Origin of the sequence: Pseudomonas sp. K8, assembly GCF_014889455.1 — a bacterium.
Taxonomy (GTDB): Bacteria; Pseudomonadota; Gammaproteobacteria; order Pseudomonadales; family Pseudomonadaceae; genus Aquipseudomonas; species Aquipseudomonas veronii.
This window is the reverse complement of record NZ_VJWO01000015.1, coordinates 93,674-109,062: the sequence shown is the minus strand read 5'-3', so window position 1 is coordinate 109,062 and position 15,389 is coordinate 93,674. Positions and strand designations below refer to the sequence as shown.

The 15,389-nt window shown below is 61.8% G+C and carries 13 protein-coding genes; 6 read left to right on the top strand and 7 right to left on the bottom strand.

All coding sequences use genetic code 11. The annotated features are described in order from the left end of the window. Positions 1-387 precede the first annotated feature (387 nt). Entirely contained in the window at positions 388-2,232 is a 1,845-nt protein-coding gene (locus tag INT12_RS13640) for a response regulator (protein ID WP_193040199.1), read from the top strand. 10 nt (positions 2,233-2,242) lie between these two features. On the opposite strand, the gene INT12_RS13635 is transcribed toward INT12_RS13640, so the two are convergent. The 3 genes from INT12_RS13635 to INT12_RS13625 form a co-directional block, all read right to left on the bottom strand. Then, positions 2,243-2,923, bottom strand: a complete 681-nt coding sequence (locus INT12_RS13635) for a BON domain-containing protein (RefSeq protein ID WP_017845762.1) — start codon at positions 2,921-2,923, stop codon at positions 2,243-2,245. A gap of 126 nt (positions 2,924-3,049) precedes the next feature. Next, on the bottom strand, positions 3,050-4,432 hold the full coding sequence (locus INT12_RS13630; RefSeq protein ID WP_193058875.1) for an MBL fold metallo-hydrolase RNA specificity domain-containing protein: 1,383 nt from the start codon (positions 4,430-4,432) through the stop codon (positions 3,050-3,052). A 35-nt stretch (positions 4,433-4,467) separates the two neighbouring features. Beyond that, a complete protein-coding gene (locus tag INT12_RS13625; RefSeq protein ID WP_102617451.1) occupies positions 4,468-5,388 on the bottom strand; it encodes a universal stress protein in 921 nt (306 codons plus the stop codon). A gap of 283 nt (positions 5,389-5,671) precedes the next feature. Here INT12_RS13625 and INT12_RS13620 point away from each other — a divergent pair, with 283 nt between their 5' ends. The 3 genes from INT12_RS13620 to INT12_RS13610 all read left to right on the top strand — a co-directional run bounded on the left by INT12_RS13620 (position 5,672) and on the right by INT12_RS13610 (position 8,681). Next, positions 5,672-6,319, top strand: coding sequence for a BON domain-containing protein (locus tag INT12_RS13620; protein ID WP_017845759.1), 648 nt, complete (start codon positions 5,672-5,674; stop codon positions 6,317-6,319). A gap of 79 nt (positions 6,320-6,398) precedes the next feature. Then, positions 6,399-8,222, top strand: a complete 1,824-nt coding sequence (ftsH, locus tag INT12_RS13615; protein ID WP_193058874.1) for an ATP-dependent zinc metalloprotease FtsH — start codon at positions 6,399-6,401, stop codon at positions 8,220-8,222. 33 nt (positions 8,223-8,255) lie between these two features. Beyond that, positions 8,256-8,681 carry a potassium channel family protein gene (locus INT12_RS13610; protein ID WP_193040200.1) on the top strand — a complete coding sequence of 142 codons (426 nt, stop codon included), beginning with the start codon at positions 8,256-8,258 and terminating at the stop codon, positions 8,679-8,681. 3 nt (positions 8,682-8,684) lie between these two features. On the opposite strand, the gene INT12_RS13605 is transcribed toward INT12_RS13610, so the two are convergent. Further along, the gene (locus INT12_RS13605) at positions 8,685-11,054 is read right to left on the bottom strand and encodes a phosphoketolase (protein WP_017845756.1); all 2,370 of its coding nucleotides are present in this window, start codon (positions 11,052-11,054) and stop codon (positions 8,685-8,687) included. Between the two features lie 362 nt (positions 11,055-11,416). Here INT12_RS13605 and INT12_RS13600 point away from each other — a divergent pair, with 362 nt between their 5' ends. Both INT12_RS13600 and INT12_RS13595 read left to right on the top strand, forming a co-directional pair. Next, positions 11,417-12,046, top strand: a complete 630-nt coding sequence (locus INT12_RS13600; RefSeq protein WP_017845755.1) for a helix-turn-helix domain-containing protein — start codon at positions 11,417-11,419, stop codon at positions 12,044-12,046. A 30-nt stretch (positions 12,047-12,076) separates the two neighbouring features. After that, positions 12,077-13,060, top strand: coding sequence for a zinc-dependent alcohol dehydrogenase family protein (locus INT12_RS13595; RefSeq protein ID WP_126585283.1), 984 nt, complete (start codon positions 12,077-12,079; stop codon positions 13,058-13,060). A 13-nt stretch (positions 13,061-13,073) separates the two neighbouring features. Here INT12_RS13595 and INT12_RS13590 read toward each other — a convergent pair whose 3' ends face one another. The 3 genes from INT12_RS13590 to INT12_RS13580 all read right to left on the bottom strand — a co-directional run bounded on the left by INT12_RS13590 (position 13,074) and on the right by INT12_RS13580 (position 15,322). Beyond that, on the bottom strand, positions 13,074-13,325 hold the full coding sequence (locus INT12_RS13590) for an Lpp/OprI family alanine-zipper lipoprotein (protein ID WP_017845753.1): 252 nt from the start codon (positions 13,323-13,325) through the stop codon (positions 13,074-13,076). Positions 13,326-13,435: 110 nt separating this feature from the next. Further along, positions 13,436-14,356, bottom strand: a complete 921-nt coding sequence (locus INT12_RS13585; RefSeq protein ID WP_046484209.1) for a universal stress protein — start codon at positions 14,354-14,356, stop codon at positions 13,436-13,438. 51 nt (positions 14,357-14,407) lie between these two features. Then, a complete protein-coding gene (locus tag INT12_RS13580; protein ID WP_104903156.1) occupies positions 14,408-15,322 on the bottom strand; it encodes a universal stress protein in 915 nt (304 codons plus the stop codon). Positions 15,323-15,389: the final 67 nt, after the last annotated feature.

The window sequence follows — 15,389 nt, the reverse complement described above, 5'->3', positions numbered from 1 at the left end:
CCCATGAGATTGAGTTAACCAACGTCAACCGGCTACCTTCAGCCGCCGTCCCCACGAACCGGCATTACGTTGGCCTGAATGCATTCAGCTGGCTAGCGTCGGAAACTACTTACGTCTGCCCCCTTGAGCCCGGGCCAGGGCCTGAAGAGCGGGCACTCTAACGGTGCCGTCGGCGCACTTCGTTGGCGCAAAGCGCGGTGATGTGAACCGAAAGGCGGCCTGAACAAGGCGCTCAGCGTGAATGGCCTGCTCGCTCGCGATCAACCGAGCGGTTTAGAACCGTCGGGGCTCGGTAAATACTTACATAGATCAATTAAGCCGCCTTACAAACTGCATAGGATTACGCATCAGGCAATACGACTTTGCGTCTTGTCAGGAGGGGTAATCATGCAAGTCAAGCAATCCATGTCGGAAGATGTGTTGCCACGTCAGGCATCAGGCCCGGCATCGGCCTACTGTCCCCTCCCCGCTGAACGGTTGGGCGGCATCGATCAGAAACTTCGCCAGACCGCGCAATTGGTTTCACTCATCGTCGGGCAGCTTGAGGCCTGTGAATTCGACCCCGCGACACCGGCGCGCAGGGTGCTTGAACAATTGGATGCCACGCTGGAGAAATTGTTGAGTCGATTCGGGCTCGACCAACCCGCCCCCGCGACAGACTATGATCGCCACGCAGCGGTGGATTTCCCCATACAGGCCCTCTTCAAGGCATTGGCTCAAGACTTTTTGCCGTTGGCCGCCGCCCAGCGCCGCAACCTGCGGATCGTGCCGTGTTCGTCGTGGGTCAGGAGCCTTCCCGATTGCCTCAGGCAACTCTTGAGCGGTCTGCTTGCCAACATCGTGGACAGTACGAGTACGCTACGCCTGACACTGGGCTGCAGGCGCCACTCGGAGTGGCTGAGCATCGAGCTGTGGTTCGCGGGCTGCAAAAGCCGCGACGACGCCTTGCGTATCGTGTCGATGCCTGTCTATGAGGCTTCGCTGCCGGGTGCCTGTGGCAAGCCTGCCCTTCGCTCGATAGCGGAACTCAGCGCGATGCTGGGTTTACAGCTACAGGTCAAAACCGCTGACGAACGCGCGACGCTGATCTCCATCAGCGCGCCGTTATCGCCGTCAGTCGCTCAGCCCAGCGCGCGCAGACAACAGAACGCTCGAGCGCTGGGCATGGCTCGCACGTGCCTGCTGTTGATCGTGGAACCGGACGCCCTGCTAGGCGATATGCTCAGTTGCGGTTTGGGGGCGCTGGGCTATCGAACGGCAGCGGTGCGCGATAGCGTCGCCGCGTTGGAATGGATCGCGCGTTCGGGCATTCAACCGGACCTGATCTTGACCGAGCATGTGCTCGAGCGGTCCTCGGACGGTGTCCAACTGGTGCAAAAGATTCGCGATCAATTCAGTCGAGCCACACCCGCGGTCATATTGACCGCCGAGACGAAAAAGCAGGTTTCCCAGTCCGCCCTGACCGCCGACTGCATGCTCCTTCGCAAACCGGTGAGCCTGAACCTGCTGCGCGTCACCCTCGCCAGTGCATTGAGTACACACGCCGCAGTACACGCTGTTCACGCCATGCCCCCGTCGCGCCAACCCGTCATTTACGTGGTGGACGACGACGCCGCGCTGCGCAGCGACTTGCGCACGCTATTGGAGTCGGAAGGTTACCTGGTGCGCGACTACGGCACTGCCGAGCAGTTTCTCGACAGTTATACCGCTGACCAACCGGGCTGCCTGATCATTGATGCGCGCCGCTCGGGCATCAGCGGGCTTGAGACGGTGGCCCGTCTTAAAGCACAGGGCGACGAGTTGCCCGTTCTGATGATCAGTTGCAACAGCCGTGTTGCCGATGTCGTCGATGCGATGAAGGCTGGGGTATGCGACTTCATTGAAAAGCCGTTTCGTTATCAGCAGCTGTTAACCAGCGTGAAGAAAGCGTTGGCCAGCCAAGTCGCAACCGAGAGTTCCCAGGTCCTTCGCAAGGCTGCGATTGACCATATCAGCCACCTCACCGCACGGCAGCGCCAGATTCTGGCGATGGTGCTGGACGGTCATCCGAGCAAAAACATCGCTGCCAACCTGGGGATCAGTCAACGGACAGTGGAAAAGCACCGAGCGTCGATCATGAGCAGGACCGAAGCCAGGTCAATTCCCGAACTCGCCCGCATCGCCCTGGCAGCCGGCGAAAAAACACTCTCGGCGGCTACCAATGACAAACGCAACGGGCCCATCGGCGGGTAATCGCGGACGGTTATGTCGAACCCGGCGATTCAAGGCCGCTGGGCGATACCATCAGATTGTCGACAACCTTCTGCACACCCGCAGTGCCCGATGCCGTCAACCGCGCCATATCCCGCTCCGGGAGCGATCCGACAACCCCCGAGAGCGTGACTTCCCCGCCCTCCACACGCACGTCGATAGCGTGGGCGTCGATGATCGCCTTGCGGCGAAACGCTGATTCGATATCGGTCTTGATGGTTTGCGCAGAGGCATGGGCCTTGACGACGATATCGTTACTGATCCCCTTGATCCCTTGCAGATAACGCACCGCATAGCCGGCCGTCTGGCGCTGATGCTCAGAATCCACTTCTCCGCTGAGCACCAGCCAGCCATCGGTCACGCTGACTTTGACGCGGTGGTCCGCCAGCGAGGTATTCCATTGCAATGCGGAAACGGCGGCCGCGACGAGATCGCTGTCGGTCCGCACATGACTGGAAGGCAGCACGACATCGATCTGGTTGAGCAGATCCACGACACCGGCGACATGTGCGACCGCCTGTTCCGCGTGCCAGCGTTCGGCGTGACTGGCGACATTGCCGGAAAGCGTGACGATGCCATCGGACACTTGAACCAAAATCTGATCGGCTTTGAGTGCCAGGTCCCAATTCAGTTCTTCGATCACCTGTTGCCTAAGCTTTTCATCGGTATTCATAAAAAAGCTCCAGAATTTTTCAAAAGTCTCAATCAGCCAAAGCGTATCCGGTTGCGATGTTTTTCAGCAGGTCGGAAAGTACCCATCCTTGGCGCGGGAGCGGTGATTCAGGCGCGTTTTTTCGCCCTAGCCCGGCAAGGGCTGCGCAACCGCCGGCAGTTCGACACTGTCCCGATACTCCGGCACCGACACCGACCAGCCCAGTTCCTGGCTGATGCGCCGCCGCAGCACGTCCGAGGCGTTCGGCTCGCCGTGTACGACGTAGGTGTGTTTTGGCGCACGCTTGAAGCCGCGCAGCCACTGCATGATTTCATCGGCATCGGCGTGTGCGGACAGGGTTTGCATCGGCACCACCTCGGCGTTGATCGGCACGTCCTGGCCGTGGATACGCACCGACGGCACACCCGCGACAATCTGCGCGCCACGTGTGCCGCCGGCCTGAAAGCCTGGCACCAACAGGGTGTTGAGCGGGTTGGGCGCGAGCGCCTTGAGGTGGTGCAGCACCCGCCCACCGGTGGCCATGCCACTGGCGGCAATGATGATCGCGGGGGTGCGCTGCTGGTCCAGGTCAATCGACTGTTGCACGGAACACACAAAGTGCGTGCCATCGCACATGCCCTGGCAGTCCTCCAGCGACAGCCGATGCTCAGAGCGAAAACGCTGGTACAGGCGGGTGACCTCGGTGGCCATCGGGCTATTGAGGTAGATCGGCAGGTCCGGAATCGCATGCTGTTGTTTGAGTCGATACAGGTGATACATCAGCAGTTGCGCGCGCCCCACCGCAAACGACGGCACCAGGGTGATGCCGCGCCGCAGCGCCGTGCGGTTGATCACGTCCGCCAGTTGCTGTTCGGGAGGCTCAGCGGGGTGTCGACGATCGCCGTAGGTGGATTCCACCAGCAGGTAATCGGTCTGCTCGATGGTTTCCGGGGCGAACATCAGGGGATCGTTTGGCCGCCCCAGGTCGCCGGAACACACCAGCGTGACGCCATCGGCGACGACTTCGACCGTCGCCGCGCCAAGAATATGCCCGGCGTCACGCAGCAGGATGGTCAAGCCCGGCGCGATCGCGACCCGGTGGTGCAGCTCGATCGGCCGCAGCAGCTTCAACGCACGCTCGGCGTCCTGTTCGGTATAGAGCGGCAGCGCCGGGTCGTGCTTGGAGAAACCATGCCGGTTGGCGAATTCGGCCTCTTCTTCCTGCAGGCGGCCACTGTCACGCAGGAGGATTTTCGCCAGCTCGCAGGTGGCCGGCGTGGCATACACCGGCCCGCGATAGCCGTTGCGCACCAGTACCGGCAGGTAGCCGCTGTGGTCCAGGTGGGCGTGGGTCAACACGATGGCGTGCAGGTCTTGAACCGGCAGCTGGAACGTGTCCCAGTTGTGCAGGCGCAATTGCTTATAGCCCTGGAACAGGCCGCAATCGATCAGTACGTGCAGGTCGCGATGCTCCAGCAAGTACTTGCTGCCGGTGACCGTACCGGCCGCCCCGAGAAATGTCATACGCATGGCTATGTCCTTGAGGTCTCATGGGATCGGTGGTTTCAGTCAACCCAGGGTGATGGCTTGACGATCATCAAACTGCAGGAGGTGCGGTTCAGCACACTCTCGGCGGTGCTGCCGATCAGCCGGTCAAGCTTGTCGCGATAGACCGTGCCAAGCACCACCACGTCGAATGCATTGCGCCGGGCGAACAAGCTGATCACTTTGTGCGGAATGCCGGTCAGCACATGTTGGCGTTCCTGCTCGACCCCATAGCGTTCGGCGAGCACATCGAAGGCTTCCACCTGCGCGTCATTGACCGCCTCGCCCAAACTGCTATCCAGGCTTTGGGTCGGCACGCTCGTGGGGGTATCGCCCACCACCGACCAGTTGCTGACATTGAGCAGGTGCAGATGGGCATCGCACACATGCGCCAATGTCGAAGCCAGTTCGAGCACGCGCTCGTTCAGCCCGTATGTGAGTTCTTCGAGGTGCGACAGGTCAATGGCCGCGAGTACTTTCAACGGTTTGGGGTGCCTGGCGTCGGTGACCAGGTGCAGGCAGGCCGGACAATCGCGCAACAACAGCCAATCCAGGGGTTGATGGAAGGTCCGGTCAAGGGCCGAGACATGCTGGACGTCCTTGATCACCAGGTCGGCGTGAAAGTCGTTCACATACGCCAGCACGTGCGCCAGGTTGGGTTTGGCCCACACCACTTCACAGCTGACCGCCAGCCCCGCACGCCGTTGAACGCGCATTTGCTGCTCCAGCCAGTGGCGGTGGACCTGCAGGTAGCCTTCCCTGGCCTGGGCCATCGCGTCATGGTCAAACAGGCCGGCCACCTCCAGCGATGCGACATAATCAAACGCCACAATGTGCAACAACGCGCCGGTTGCAATGGCCAGTGCCTGGGCCCGGTCAAAGGCCGGGGTGCGTGTCATCTCCGAGGGTGCAATCAATAAAATACGTTTGAGTGGCAGCATTAGATACCTCGGCCTGGGCGCATGTAATCACCTGACTGCAACCCGACGTCCTAGCGAGTAGCGTGGTGCCCTGTTGTTGTGACTGAAAACCGTCGGTCAAGTATCTGGCGCCATGGGGCGTGCGCTCTGATCTTTGTCAACTAATGGCTGGCTTTCACACAATGAGTGAATCACTCAGGCCTTGTTGATATAGCTCAATGATTTTCCGTGGTTCGAGCGTAGAAACCAGTGACTGGCCACTCTCGGCCCGTCATCAGCCACGAATTCGATTGAGGACACCATCATGAGCGACTTGAGTTTGCGCAAAGCCATTATGGAAGAGCTTGAATTCCAACCGCAGATCGATGCAGCCAGCATCGGTGTTGCCGTGGAAAACGGCGTTGTCACGCTCACCGGACATGTCAGTAGCTATGAACAGAAGGTCTGCGCCGAGCGCGCGGTAAAAGGCATCAAAGGCGTGCGCGCAGTCGCCGAGGAGATCCAGGTGCGCCTGCACAAAGGCGCCGGTACCGCGGACGACACCATCGCCTCCCGCGCCCTGAGCATCATCAACTGGAGCGCCGACGTACCGGCGAATGCGGTTAAGGTCATCGTTCAGAACGGCTGGATCACCCTCGAAGGCCAAGTCGACTGGCAGTACCAGAAAGAAACCGTAGAGAAGGCGGTGCGCAAGCTGTCCGGCGTGCTTGGGGTGGATAATCGGCTGACCCTGAGCCCGCGGGTAGACATCGTCGATATCCGCAAACGCATCGAAGATGCGCTCAAACGCAATGCTGAAGTGGACGCCAAGGACATTCATGTCAGGGTCGACGGTGATGTGGTCCGGCTCGACGGCAAGGTTCACCTGTGGCGCGAGCGCAAGCTCGTAGAACGGGCGGCCTGGTCGGTGCCGGGCGTCACGCGGGTGGAAGATCACCTGCTGCTCGCCTGAGGTGATGCATGCTCCAGTGCGCCGACTGGGGCATTCAACGTTTGTGTCTGCCTTGCGTGCCCTTTTTTGAGTCAAGGTCATGAAAAAGAACCATCAGTGGAACCTGTCTTACTTTCTGACCGCGTTTGTCGTGTTCACCGTTGTGCAGTTTCTATGGACGGAACACCGCGTGGTGCAAAGCATCCCGTACAGTCAGTTTCGGCAGTTGCTGAACGAGCAGAAAGTCAGCGACCTGCAGGTCGAGAAAGACCAGATCAGCGGCAAGCTGCAAGTGCCGATCGACGGCCATAACCTGTTCACGACGGTGCGGGTCGACCCGACGTTGGCCACCAGCCTGGCGCAGTCGGGCGCGAGCTTCACCGGGGTCACTGACAATACCTTTTTAAGCGGCCTGCTGGGTTGGCTGCTGCCTTTTATGCTGATCATGGTGGTCTGGCACTTTTTGTTTCGCGGCGTCGCGGAAAAACAGGGCCTGGGCGGGCTGATGAACATCGGCAAGTCCCGGGCCAAGGTGTTTGTCCAGCGCGACACCGGGATCACCTTCGCGGATGTCGCCGGCATCGACGAAGCCAAGGCCGAACTGGTGGAGATCGTCTCGTTCCGCAAGGACAAGGCCAAGTACGCACGGCTGGGCGCGCATATTCCCAAAGGCACGCTGCTGGTCGGTCCGCCGGGCACCGGCAAGACCCTGGTGGCCAAAGCCATCGCCGGCGAAGCCGGGGTGCCGTTTTTCTCGATCTCGGGCTCGGAATTCGTCGAGATGTTTGTCGGCGTCGGCGCTGCGCGGGTCCACGATCTGTTCGAACAGGCGCGCCAAGCGGCGCCGTGCATCATTTTCATCGATGAACTGGATGCCCTGGGCAAGATGCGTGGCGTCGGTGTAATGGGCGGCAATGACGAAAAGGAACAGACTCTCAACCAGCTGCTGGCCGAACTGGACGGCTTCGATCCCCGCGAGGGCGTGGTGCTGCTCGCTGCGACCAATCGCCCGGAGATTCTCGACCCGGCGCTGCTGCGCGCCGGCCGGATCGACCGCCAGGTGTTGATCGATCGCCCTGACCGCAAGGGGCGGCAGGCGATTCTCAAGGTCCACCTGCAGAAAATCACCGTGGACAAGGCCCTCGACAGCGAGCGCATTGCCGACATCACCACCGGTTTCACCGGCGCCGACCTGGCGAACCTGGTCAACGAAGCGGCGATTGTCGCCACCCGCCGTGGCGCCGACACGGTCGGCCTGGACGACTTCACCGCGGCCGTGGAACGCCTGATCGCGGGCATCGAACGCAAGAGCAGCGTGCTGCGCCCCGAAGAACGCCAGGTGGTGGCGTACCACGAGATGGGCCATGCACTGGCGGCGAGCCACCTGCCGGCCATGGACCCGGTACACAAGGTGTCCATCGTGCCGCGCGCCATTGGCTCGTTGGGCTACACGCTGCAGCGCCCGACGGAGGACCACTTCCTGATCAGTTACCAGATGCTCAAAGACCGCATCGTCGTGCTGATGGCCGGCCGCGCCGCCGAATTTCTGATATATGCTCAGACGTCCACCGGGGCCGCCGATGACCTGGCCCGTGCGACCGATATCGCGCGGCAGTTGGTGACCCGCTTCGGCATGAGCGCCGAACTGGGGCAGTCGGTGCTGGAGCGACAAAACATGACCTACCTGGGTGAGCAGATGCAGAGTACGGGGCAGAAAGATTATTCGGAACAGACCGCCAGGGAAGTCGATCTGTGTATACGCGCCCTGCTCGACGAAGCCTACGCCCGCGCCAAGAGCTTACTCCAGGCGCATCGCGCCGACCTGGAGGCCGGCGCGCGCCTGTTGATGGAAAAGGAAAGCCTGACCCCAGAGGACTTCCCCGCGCTGCTGCCAATGAAACCCGTGCCGGTCGCCGCAGGTTGAGCGTCGCCCTGAAACCACGCACTGAGGCTCGCCATGCTGGCCGTCACGCTGATTAATACGCTGGTGGTCATCATCGCCGTGGTCATTCATTACGAATGCCTGTTGCGCCTGAACGACTGGTTGCCGCGGCTCAAGGTCTGGAGCCGCTTCAGGATGGTCATCGGGGTCTTCGGTGCCCTGCTCGCCCACGCGATCGAAGTCTGGTGCTTCGCCCTGGTCTATTACCTGATGACACGCGACGGCGAGTGGGGCCGCCTGTCGGGCCAGTTCGATGGCTCGTTCATGGACTGCGTGTACTTTTCCTTCACGACCTACACCACCATCGGTTTCGGCGATATCACCCCCATGGGCTACATCAAGTTCCTGACCGGCCTGCAAGCGCTGACCGGTCTGGTGCTGATCACGTGGACGGCGTCCTTTCTGTTCCTGGAAATGCAGAAGTACTGGAAGAACAAGTAGCCCCTAGCCGGCCGGGGTCCATTGCCAGTTCAGCACCTCGGGCAGGTCTTCGCCGTGTTCGATCAGGTACAGCTTGTGTTTCTCCATCATCGCCCAGTAGCGCGCCTGCGCGGTGTGGCGTTGCTCGTGCAGCCGGGGCACGCGCTCGATGACGTCCAACGCCAACCGGTAGCGATCCAGGTTGTTGATCACCGCCATATCGAACGGGGTGGTGGTGGCGCCCTCCTCGATGAAGCCGCGCACATGGAAGTTGTCGTGATTGGTGCGCTTGTACAGCAGCCGATGCACCAGCGCCGGGTAGCCGTGGAAGGCAAAGATCACCGGTTTGTCGGTGGTGAACAACTCATCGAAGGCGGCATCCGCCAGGCCATGGGGATGCTGCGATGACGACTGCAGCACCATCAGGTCCACCACATTGATGACCCTGACCCGCAGATCCGGCACGTATTCGCGCAGCAATGTCACGGCGGCCAGGGTTTCCAGGGTCGGTACGTCGCCGGCGCAGGCCATGACCACGTCCGGCTCCTGATCATCGCGGCAGGCCCAGTCCCAGCGGCCGATGCCCGCCAGGCAATGACGCACGGCCGCGTCGATATCCAGCCACTGCCACTCCGGCTGCTTGCCCACCACGATGACATTGATGTAATTGCGGCTGCGCAGGCAGTGATCCGCCACCGACAGCAGGCAGTTGGCATCCGGCGGCAGGTAGATGCGCGCCACGTCGGACTTCTTGTTCGCCACCAGGTCGATGAAGCCGGGGTCTTGATGAGAGAACCCGTTGTGGTCCTGGCGCCAGACATGGGACGTCAGCAGCAGGTTGAGCGACGCCAGCGGCTTGCGCCAGGGCACGTCGGCCGCAGTTTTCAGCCACTTGGCATGCTGGTTGACCATCGAATCGACGATATGGATGAACGCTTCGTAACACGACAGCAGGCCATGACGCCCGGTGAGCAGGTAGCCTTCGAGCCAGCCCTCACACACGTGTTCGCTGAGAATCTCCATGACCCGACCATCCGCTGCCAGGTTCACGTCGTCAGCCTCCAACGGGTCCATCCAGGCCTTGGCGCTGACCTCGTACACGGCGTCCAGGCGATTGGAGGCGGTTTCATCCGGGCCGAACAGGCGGAAGTTGGCGGCGCCCTGTGCGTTTTTCATCACGTCGCGCAAAAAGCTGCCCAATACCCGGGTCGCCTCGGCACGCAGGCAACCGGGGGCCGGCAGGGCTACCGCGTAGTCGGTAAAGCATGGCAAGTCGAGCGTGCGTAATACCAGCCCGCCGTTGGCGTGCGGGTTGGCGCTCATGCGGCGGTGCCCGGTGGGGGCCAGCGCGGCGATTTCCGGGAGCAAGGCACCGTCGGCATCGAACAGTTCGTCGGGACGGTAGCTGTTCAGCCATTCCGCCAGTTGCTGCACATGCCCCGGCGCCTGAAAGTTGGCCAACGGCACTTGGTGTGCGCGCCAGGTGCCTTCGACCCGACAGCCATCGACAAATTTCGGCCCGGTCCAGCCCTTGGGCGTGCGCAATACCAGCACCGGCCACAGCTGGCGCTCCGGCGTCTCGGCCCGCCGGGGCTGGCGTGCCGCGTGCTGAATCTCGCGGATTTTCAGCAGCATGGTGTGAAGGGTGCGGGCAAGCTCCTGATGCACCTGCGCCGGGTCATCGCCTTCGACGAAGTACGCATCGTAACCATAGCCATACAACAGCGCCGACAGTTCATCTTCGCTGATCCTGGACAGGACCGTGGGGTTGGCGATCTTGTAGCCGTTGAGGTGCAGGATCGGCAGCACTGCCCCATCGCGCGCGGGGTTGATGAATTTGTTGGAGTGCCAGCTGGCGGCCAGCGGGCCGGTTTCGGCCTCGCCGTCGCCGATCACGCAGGCGACGATCAGGTCCGGGTTATCGAAGACCGCGCCGTAGGCGTGCGCCAGGCAGTAACCCAGCTCGCCGCCTTCATGGATCGAGCCCGGGATCTGCGCCGAAACGTGGCTGGAAATCCCATAGGGCCAGGAAAACTGCCGAAACAGCCGCAGCAGGCCATTGGCATTACGCTCCACCGAGGGATAACACTCGGTGTAGGTGCCTTCCAGGTAGGTCTGCGCGACCACCGCCGGCCCGCCATGCCCGGGGCCGGCGACAAAGAGCATGTTCAAGTCGTACTGGTTGATCAGCCGATTGAGGTGCGTATAGAGCAGATTCAGCCCCGGCGTGGTGCCCCAATGCCCCAACAGGCGCGGTTTGATGTGCGCCAGGGTCAAGGGTGTCTTTAACAACGGGTTGCTCTTGAGGTAGATCTGCCCGACCGCCAGGTAATTGGACGCCCGCCAATACGCGTCCAGCCCTTCCAGCTCCTCTGCACTCAAAAAATCGCTCATACACCCCTCCGTCAAGGCTCGACCCGTGGATTGTCGTTCGTCGATTCTGGGTGCCTCAACTGCGCGAGGCTTGATGTATATCAAGTCTTAAAGCCGGCGCTGAAGCTCAATTGAAACAGGAACTCGGGATATTGAGTAAAAGCGCTGGCAGCGCATTTTCCTCGTTCTCTCTATCACTCAGGCACATGCCTGGACGGAGCGCATGCATGAATGCCCATCACCTGCGTTTAGTCGGTCGCTCGACGGTGCTACCGCACACCTCTTGCCCCAGACCGGTAATCCCCCCCAAAACGGCATGTTCCGGTTGCGGCGTGTCGGCATGCAGCTTGCCAATCGGTCTCGATAGTCCTGACGTGTCCCACTTGGATGCATTGGTGGTGCAACGCTTCAAGGTCAAAAAAGGCGCAGCTTTATTCCGTACCGGCGATCCCTTGCGTTCGCTGTATACGGTTCGCACCGGCTCGTTCAAGACCGGCATCGTGTCTGTCGATGGCCGTGAACAAGTGACCGGCTTTCAACTCTCCGGCGATATGCTCGGCCTGGACGCCATCAGTGACGATGCACACGCCTGCACGGCGGTCGCCCTTGAGGACAGTGAGGTCTGCCCCATCCACTTCGCCCATCTGGAGAGCCTGGCGCGTAACCTTCCGTCGCTGCAGCACAACCTCACGCGGCTGCTGAGCCGTGAAATCGTGCAGGATCACACCCTGCTGATGCTGATGGGCAACATGAGTTCGGATGAACGCCTGGCCGCGTTCCTGCTGAACCTGTCGCAACGCTTCAGCTCACGCGGGTATTCGGCCAGGCACTTTGTGCTGAAAATGCGCCGTGAGGAAATCGGTTCCTACCTGGGCTTGCGCCTGGAAACCATCTGCCGCGGCATCGCGCACCTGCGCGACCAGGGGTTGGCGCAGATCGTCGGCCGCAACGTCACGATCCTGGACCTGGAAGGTCTCAAGCGTCTGGTCGCGGGCTGCCGCCGACCGATCTAGCATTACCGCCCGAACACCTGGAGATTCGTCATGCGTGCGATGGTTCTGCACACCCCCGGCCAGCCGCTGCAACTGGAGCAGCGCCCGATCCCGACACCCGGAAGCGGGCAGCTGTTGATCAAGGTCCTGGCCTGTGGCGTGTGCCGCACCGACCTGCACCTGGTCGACGGCGAGTTGCCGCAAGCGCAACTGCCACGGGTGCCAGGCCATGAAATCGTCGGTGAAGTGACGGCCGTGGGCGCCGCGGTCGGGGCTGACTGGATCGGCCGCCGCGTCGGGGTGCCGTGGCTCGGCTGGACCTGCGGCGAGTGCGCCTTCTGTCGATCGGGCCGGGAAAACCTCTGCGATCAGGCGCTGTTCACCGGCTGCAATCTGGACGGCGGCTACGCTGAATACACGGTGGCGGACGAACGCTTCTGCCTGCCGATTCCCGACACACTGTCGGACGTTCAAGCCGCGCCCCTGTTGTGTGCCGGCCTGATCGGCTTTCGCGCCTTGCAAATGGCCGCCGACGCCGCCCACCTGGGGCTTTACGGCTTCGGTGCGGCCGCCCATCTGGCGATCCAGGTGGCGCTGGGCCGCGGGCAACAGGTGTACGCGTTCACCCGCCCGGGTGACAGCGCAGGCCAGGCCTATGCACGCTCATTGGGCGCCGTGTGGGCCGGGCCTTCGGACCAACTGCCGCCGCACCTGCTGGATGCCAGCCTGATATTCGCCCCGGTCGGAGCGCTTGTACCGCTGGCATTGGCCGCCACCGTCAAGGGCGGCTGTGTGATTTGCGCCGGGATTCACATGAGCGATATTCCGGCCTTCCCCTATCGACTGCTATGGGGCGAGCGCAGCGTGCGCTCAGTGGCGAACCTGACCCGACAGGACGGCACGGCGTTCTTTCAAACCGTGCAGCACACGCCGATCCACTGCGACATCACCCGCTTCGCCCTGGAAGACGCCAATCAGGCACTCGCGCACCTGCGCAGCGGGCAGTTCAACGGCGCGATCGTGCTGACCCCATAACACGCAGCAGCGGCTATTTGCGGGTCGCGCTGGTCAGCATATGGATCGCTCTTTCGTTGGCTTCGTCAGCGGTGCGCTGGGCCTGGTTGGCCAGCGCCATCGCCTGCTCCGCCTTGAGGTAGGCTTCGTCAGCGCGCAGGCGCGCCGTGGCGGCATTGTTTTCTGCGGAGTCCAGGCGAGCCTCAAGCTCCTTGACATGTTGACTGCACCCGGCGGACGTTGCCAATACCAGCGCCAACAGTGAAACGGACAGGTAGCGGTTCATGGTGTTTCCCCTCGATTCATCGCGGTAAGAAATCAACAACGCACATTTTCAGTATCCGACGTGAGCCCGCCGTGCCTCTGACCTTTGTCAATAAAGGATCAGAGCCCGGGCTAGCCCTTGACGTCGTTTCCCGGCTGGCGGATCGCTAAAATGCTGCCCGGCACCGAATACAGCGCCCGTTCGGTGTTGCTGCCGATCAGTCGGTCGAGCCCGACCCGGTGAGCAGTCCCCATGACCACCACGTCGGCCTGGAATTGCTCGACAAACTCCTGAATCACCGGCACTGGCTGGCCCATGACAAAGTGCCGTCTTTCCGGCGGTACGCCATAACGGTCGGCCAAGGTGACGAATGCCTGGTGCAACGACTGGCGCAGCTCTTCGGCGAAGTCCACGTTCCAACCGCCCATGGCCATCGGCGCATCGCCGTTGAATGCCGGGGACAGGTCATAGGCGTACAACAGATGCAGCGGCGCATCGCATTGCAGGGCCATGGAGTAGGCACACTGAATGATGGTGTCGTTCAGACCGCTGATCTGCGTGCCGGGCTCGAACGGATCGACGGCCGCCACCACGCGATGGGGCAAACCGTAGCGCGCCTGACTCACCAGATGCAGGGGGGTCGGGCACTCGCGCAGCAGGTGGCAATCGAGCGGGGTGATGAATATGCGCTTGAGAACCGGCTCCAGCTTCACGTCCTTGATCACCAGGTCCGGGTTCAGATCGGCGATCGTGCGCAGGATCTCCAGCACAGGGTGGGTGGTAAAGAGCAATTCAACCGTCACCTTCAGGCCGTTACCGCCCAGGCGCTGGACTTCGTCGACCAGCCAATCGCGATAGCGGTGCAGATAGTCCTGGAAAACCGACTCATCGACGTGTTCTTCCCACAAATGAATGATCGGCGCAGGTTCGATAAACGCCCTGATATCGAGCGCCGCGCCGCTGGCCTTGGCCAGGGCCACCGCGCGCAGCAGCGCCGGGGAGTGATACAACGAACGGTCGGTGATCAGCAACAGACGTTGATATTGGCTCATTTCGCACCTCGTCGGGCACCGGTTGGTCCTGGCGCCAGGTTCAATCCTTCATCAGTTGCGCGTCGGTTTGATCGCCCACATGCTGCACGGCGCGTGGTGCAGCAGGCTTTCGGCGGTAGTGCCCAACAGCTTGTTCAAGCCCCAGTGCTGCACGGTGCCCATGACGATGATGTCGATCTGGTGATCGCGGGCGAAGTCGCAAATGTTGAAGAGCGGCGTGCCCTCGATAAAGTGCCGATGCTCGACGGGAATCCCCTGGCGCTCGGCCAACGCGGCAAACGCCTCATGCTGGGCTTCATTCAACGACTCATAGAGCCCGGCGGCCAGGGGCACCGCGCCGAAGCCCATGTCCTTGGCATACACCGCGGCCCAGTCGTACACATGCAGCAACTCCAGCTGGGCCTGGCATTGCGCGGCCAGCTTGACCGCCGCTTCGACAATCTGGTCGTTGAAGATCTGGTCCTGCTCCTCGCTGCGCAACACATCGACAATCGCCAGCACCTTGCGTGGCAACGGGTGGCGCGAGTCGGTGACCAGATGCACCGGCACCGGGCAGTCGCGCAGCAGTTGCCAATCCAGCGGGGTGAAGAACACCCGTTTCAACGCCGGCTCTTCCTCGGCATCCTTGATGATCAGGGCCAGCGACATCTCGTTGACGAAATGCAGGATTTCCTCATAAGGATGATGCACCCAGACCACCTCGCTGGTGACCTCGACCCCGCGCTGGCGCATCACCTCGGCCTGCTCGGCGAGCCAGTGGCGATGGGTGTCCAGGTACCCTTCCCGGGCCCGATTGATCTGTTCGGGCGCAAACAGCCCGGCGATCGCCAGGGCCTGCAAATAGTCGAATGCCACGATATGCAACGGCAACTGCATCGCGCGCGCCAAGGCAGCTGCACGATCGAACGCCGGTGTGCGGGTCATGGACGAAGGGGCAATCAACAGTAAACGCTGAGTCTGCAACATGGGGGCACCTCGGCACGCGGCCATCTGATTCGGTGGATAGGTCTTCAGATTGAGCGTTCCGGCTCAG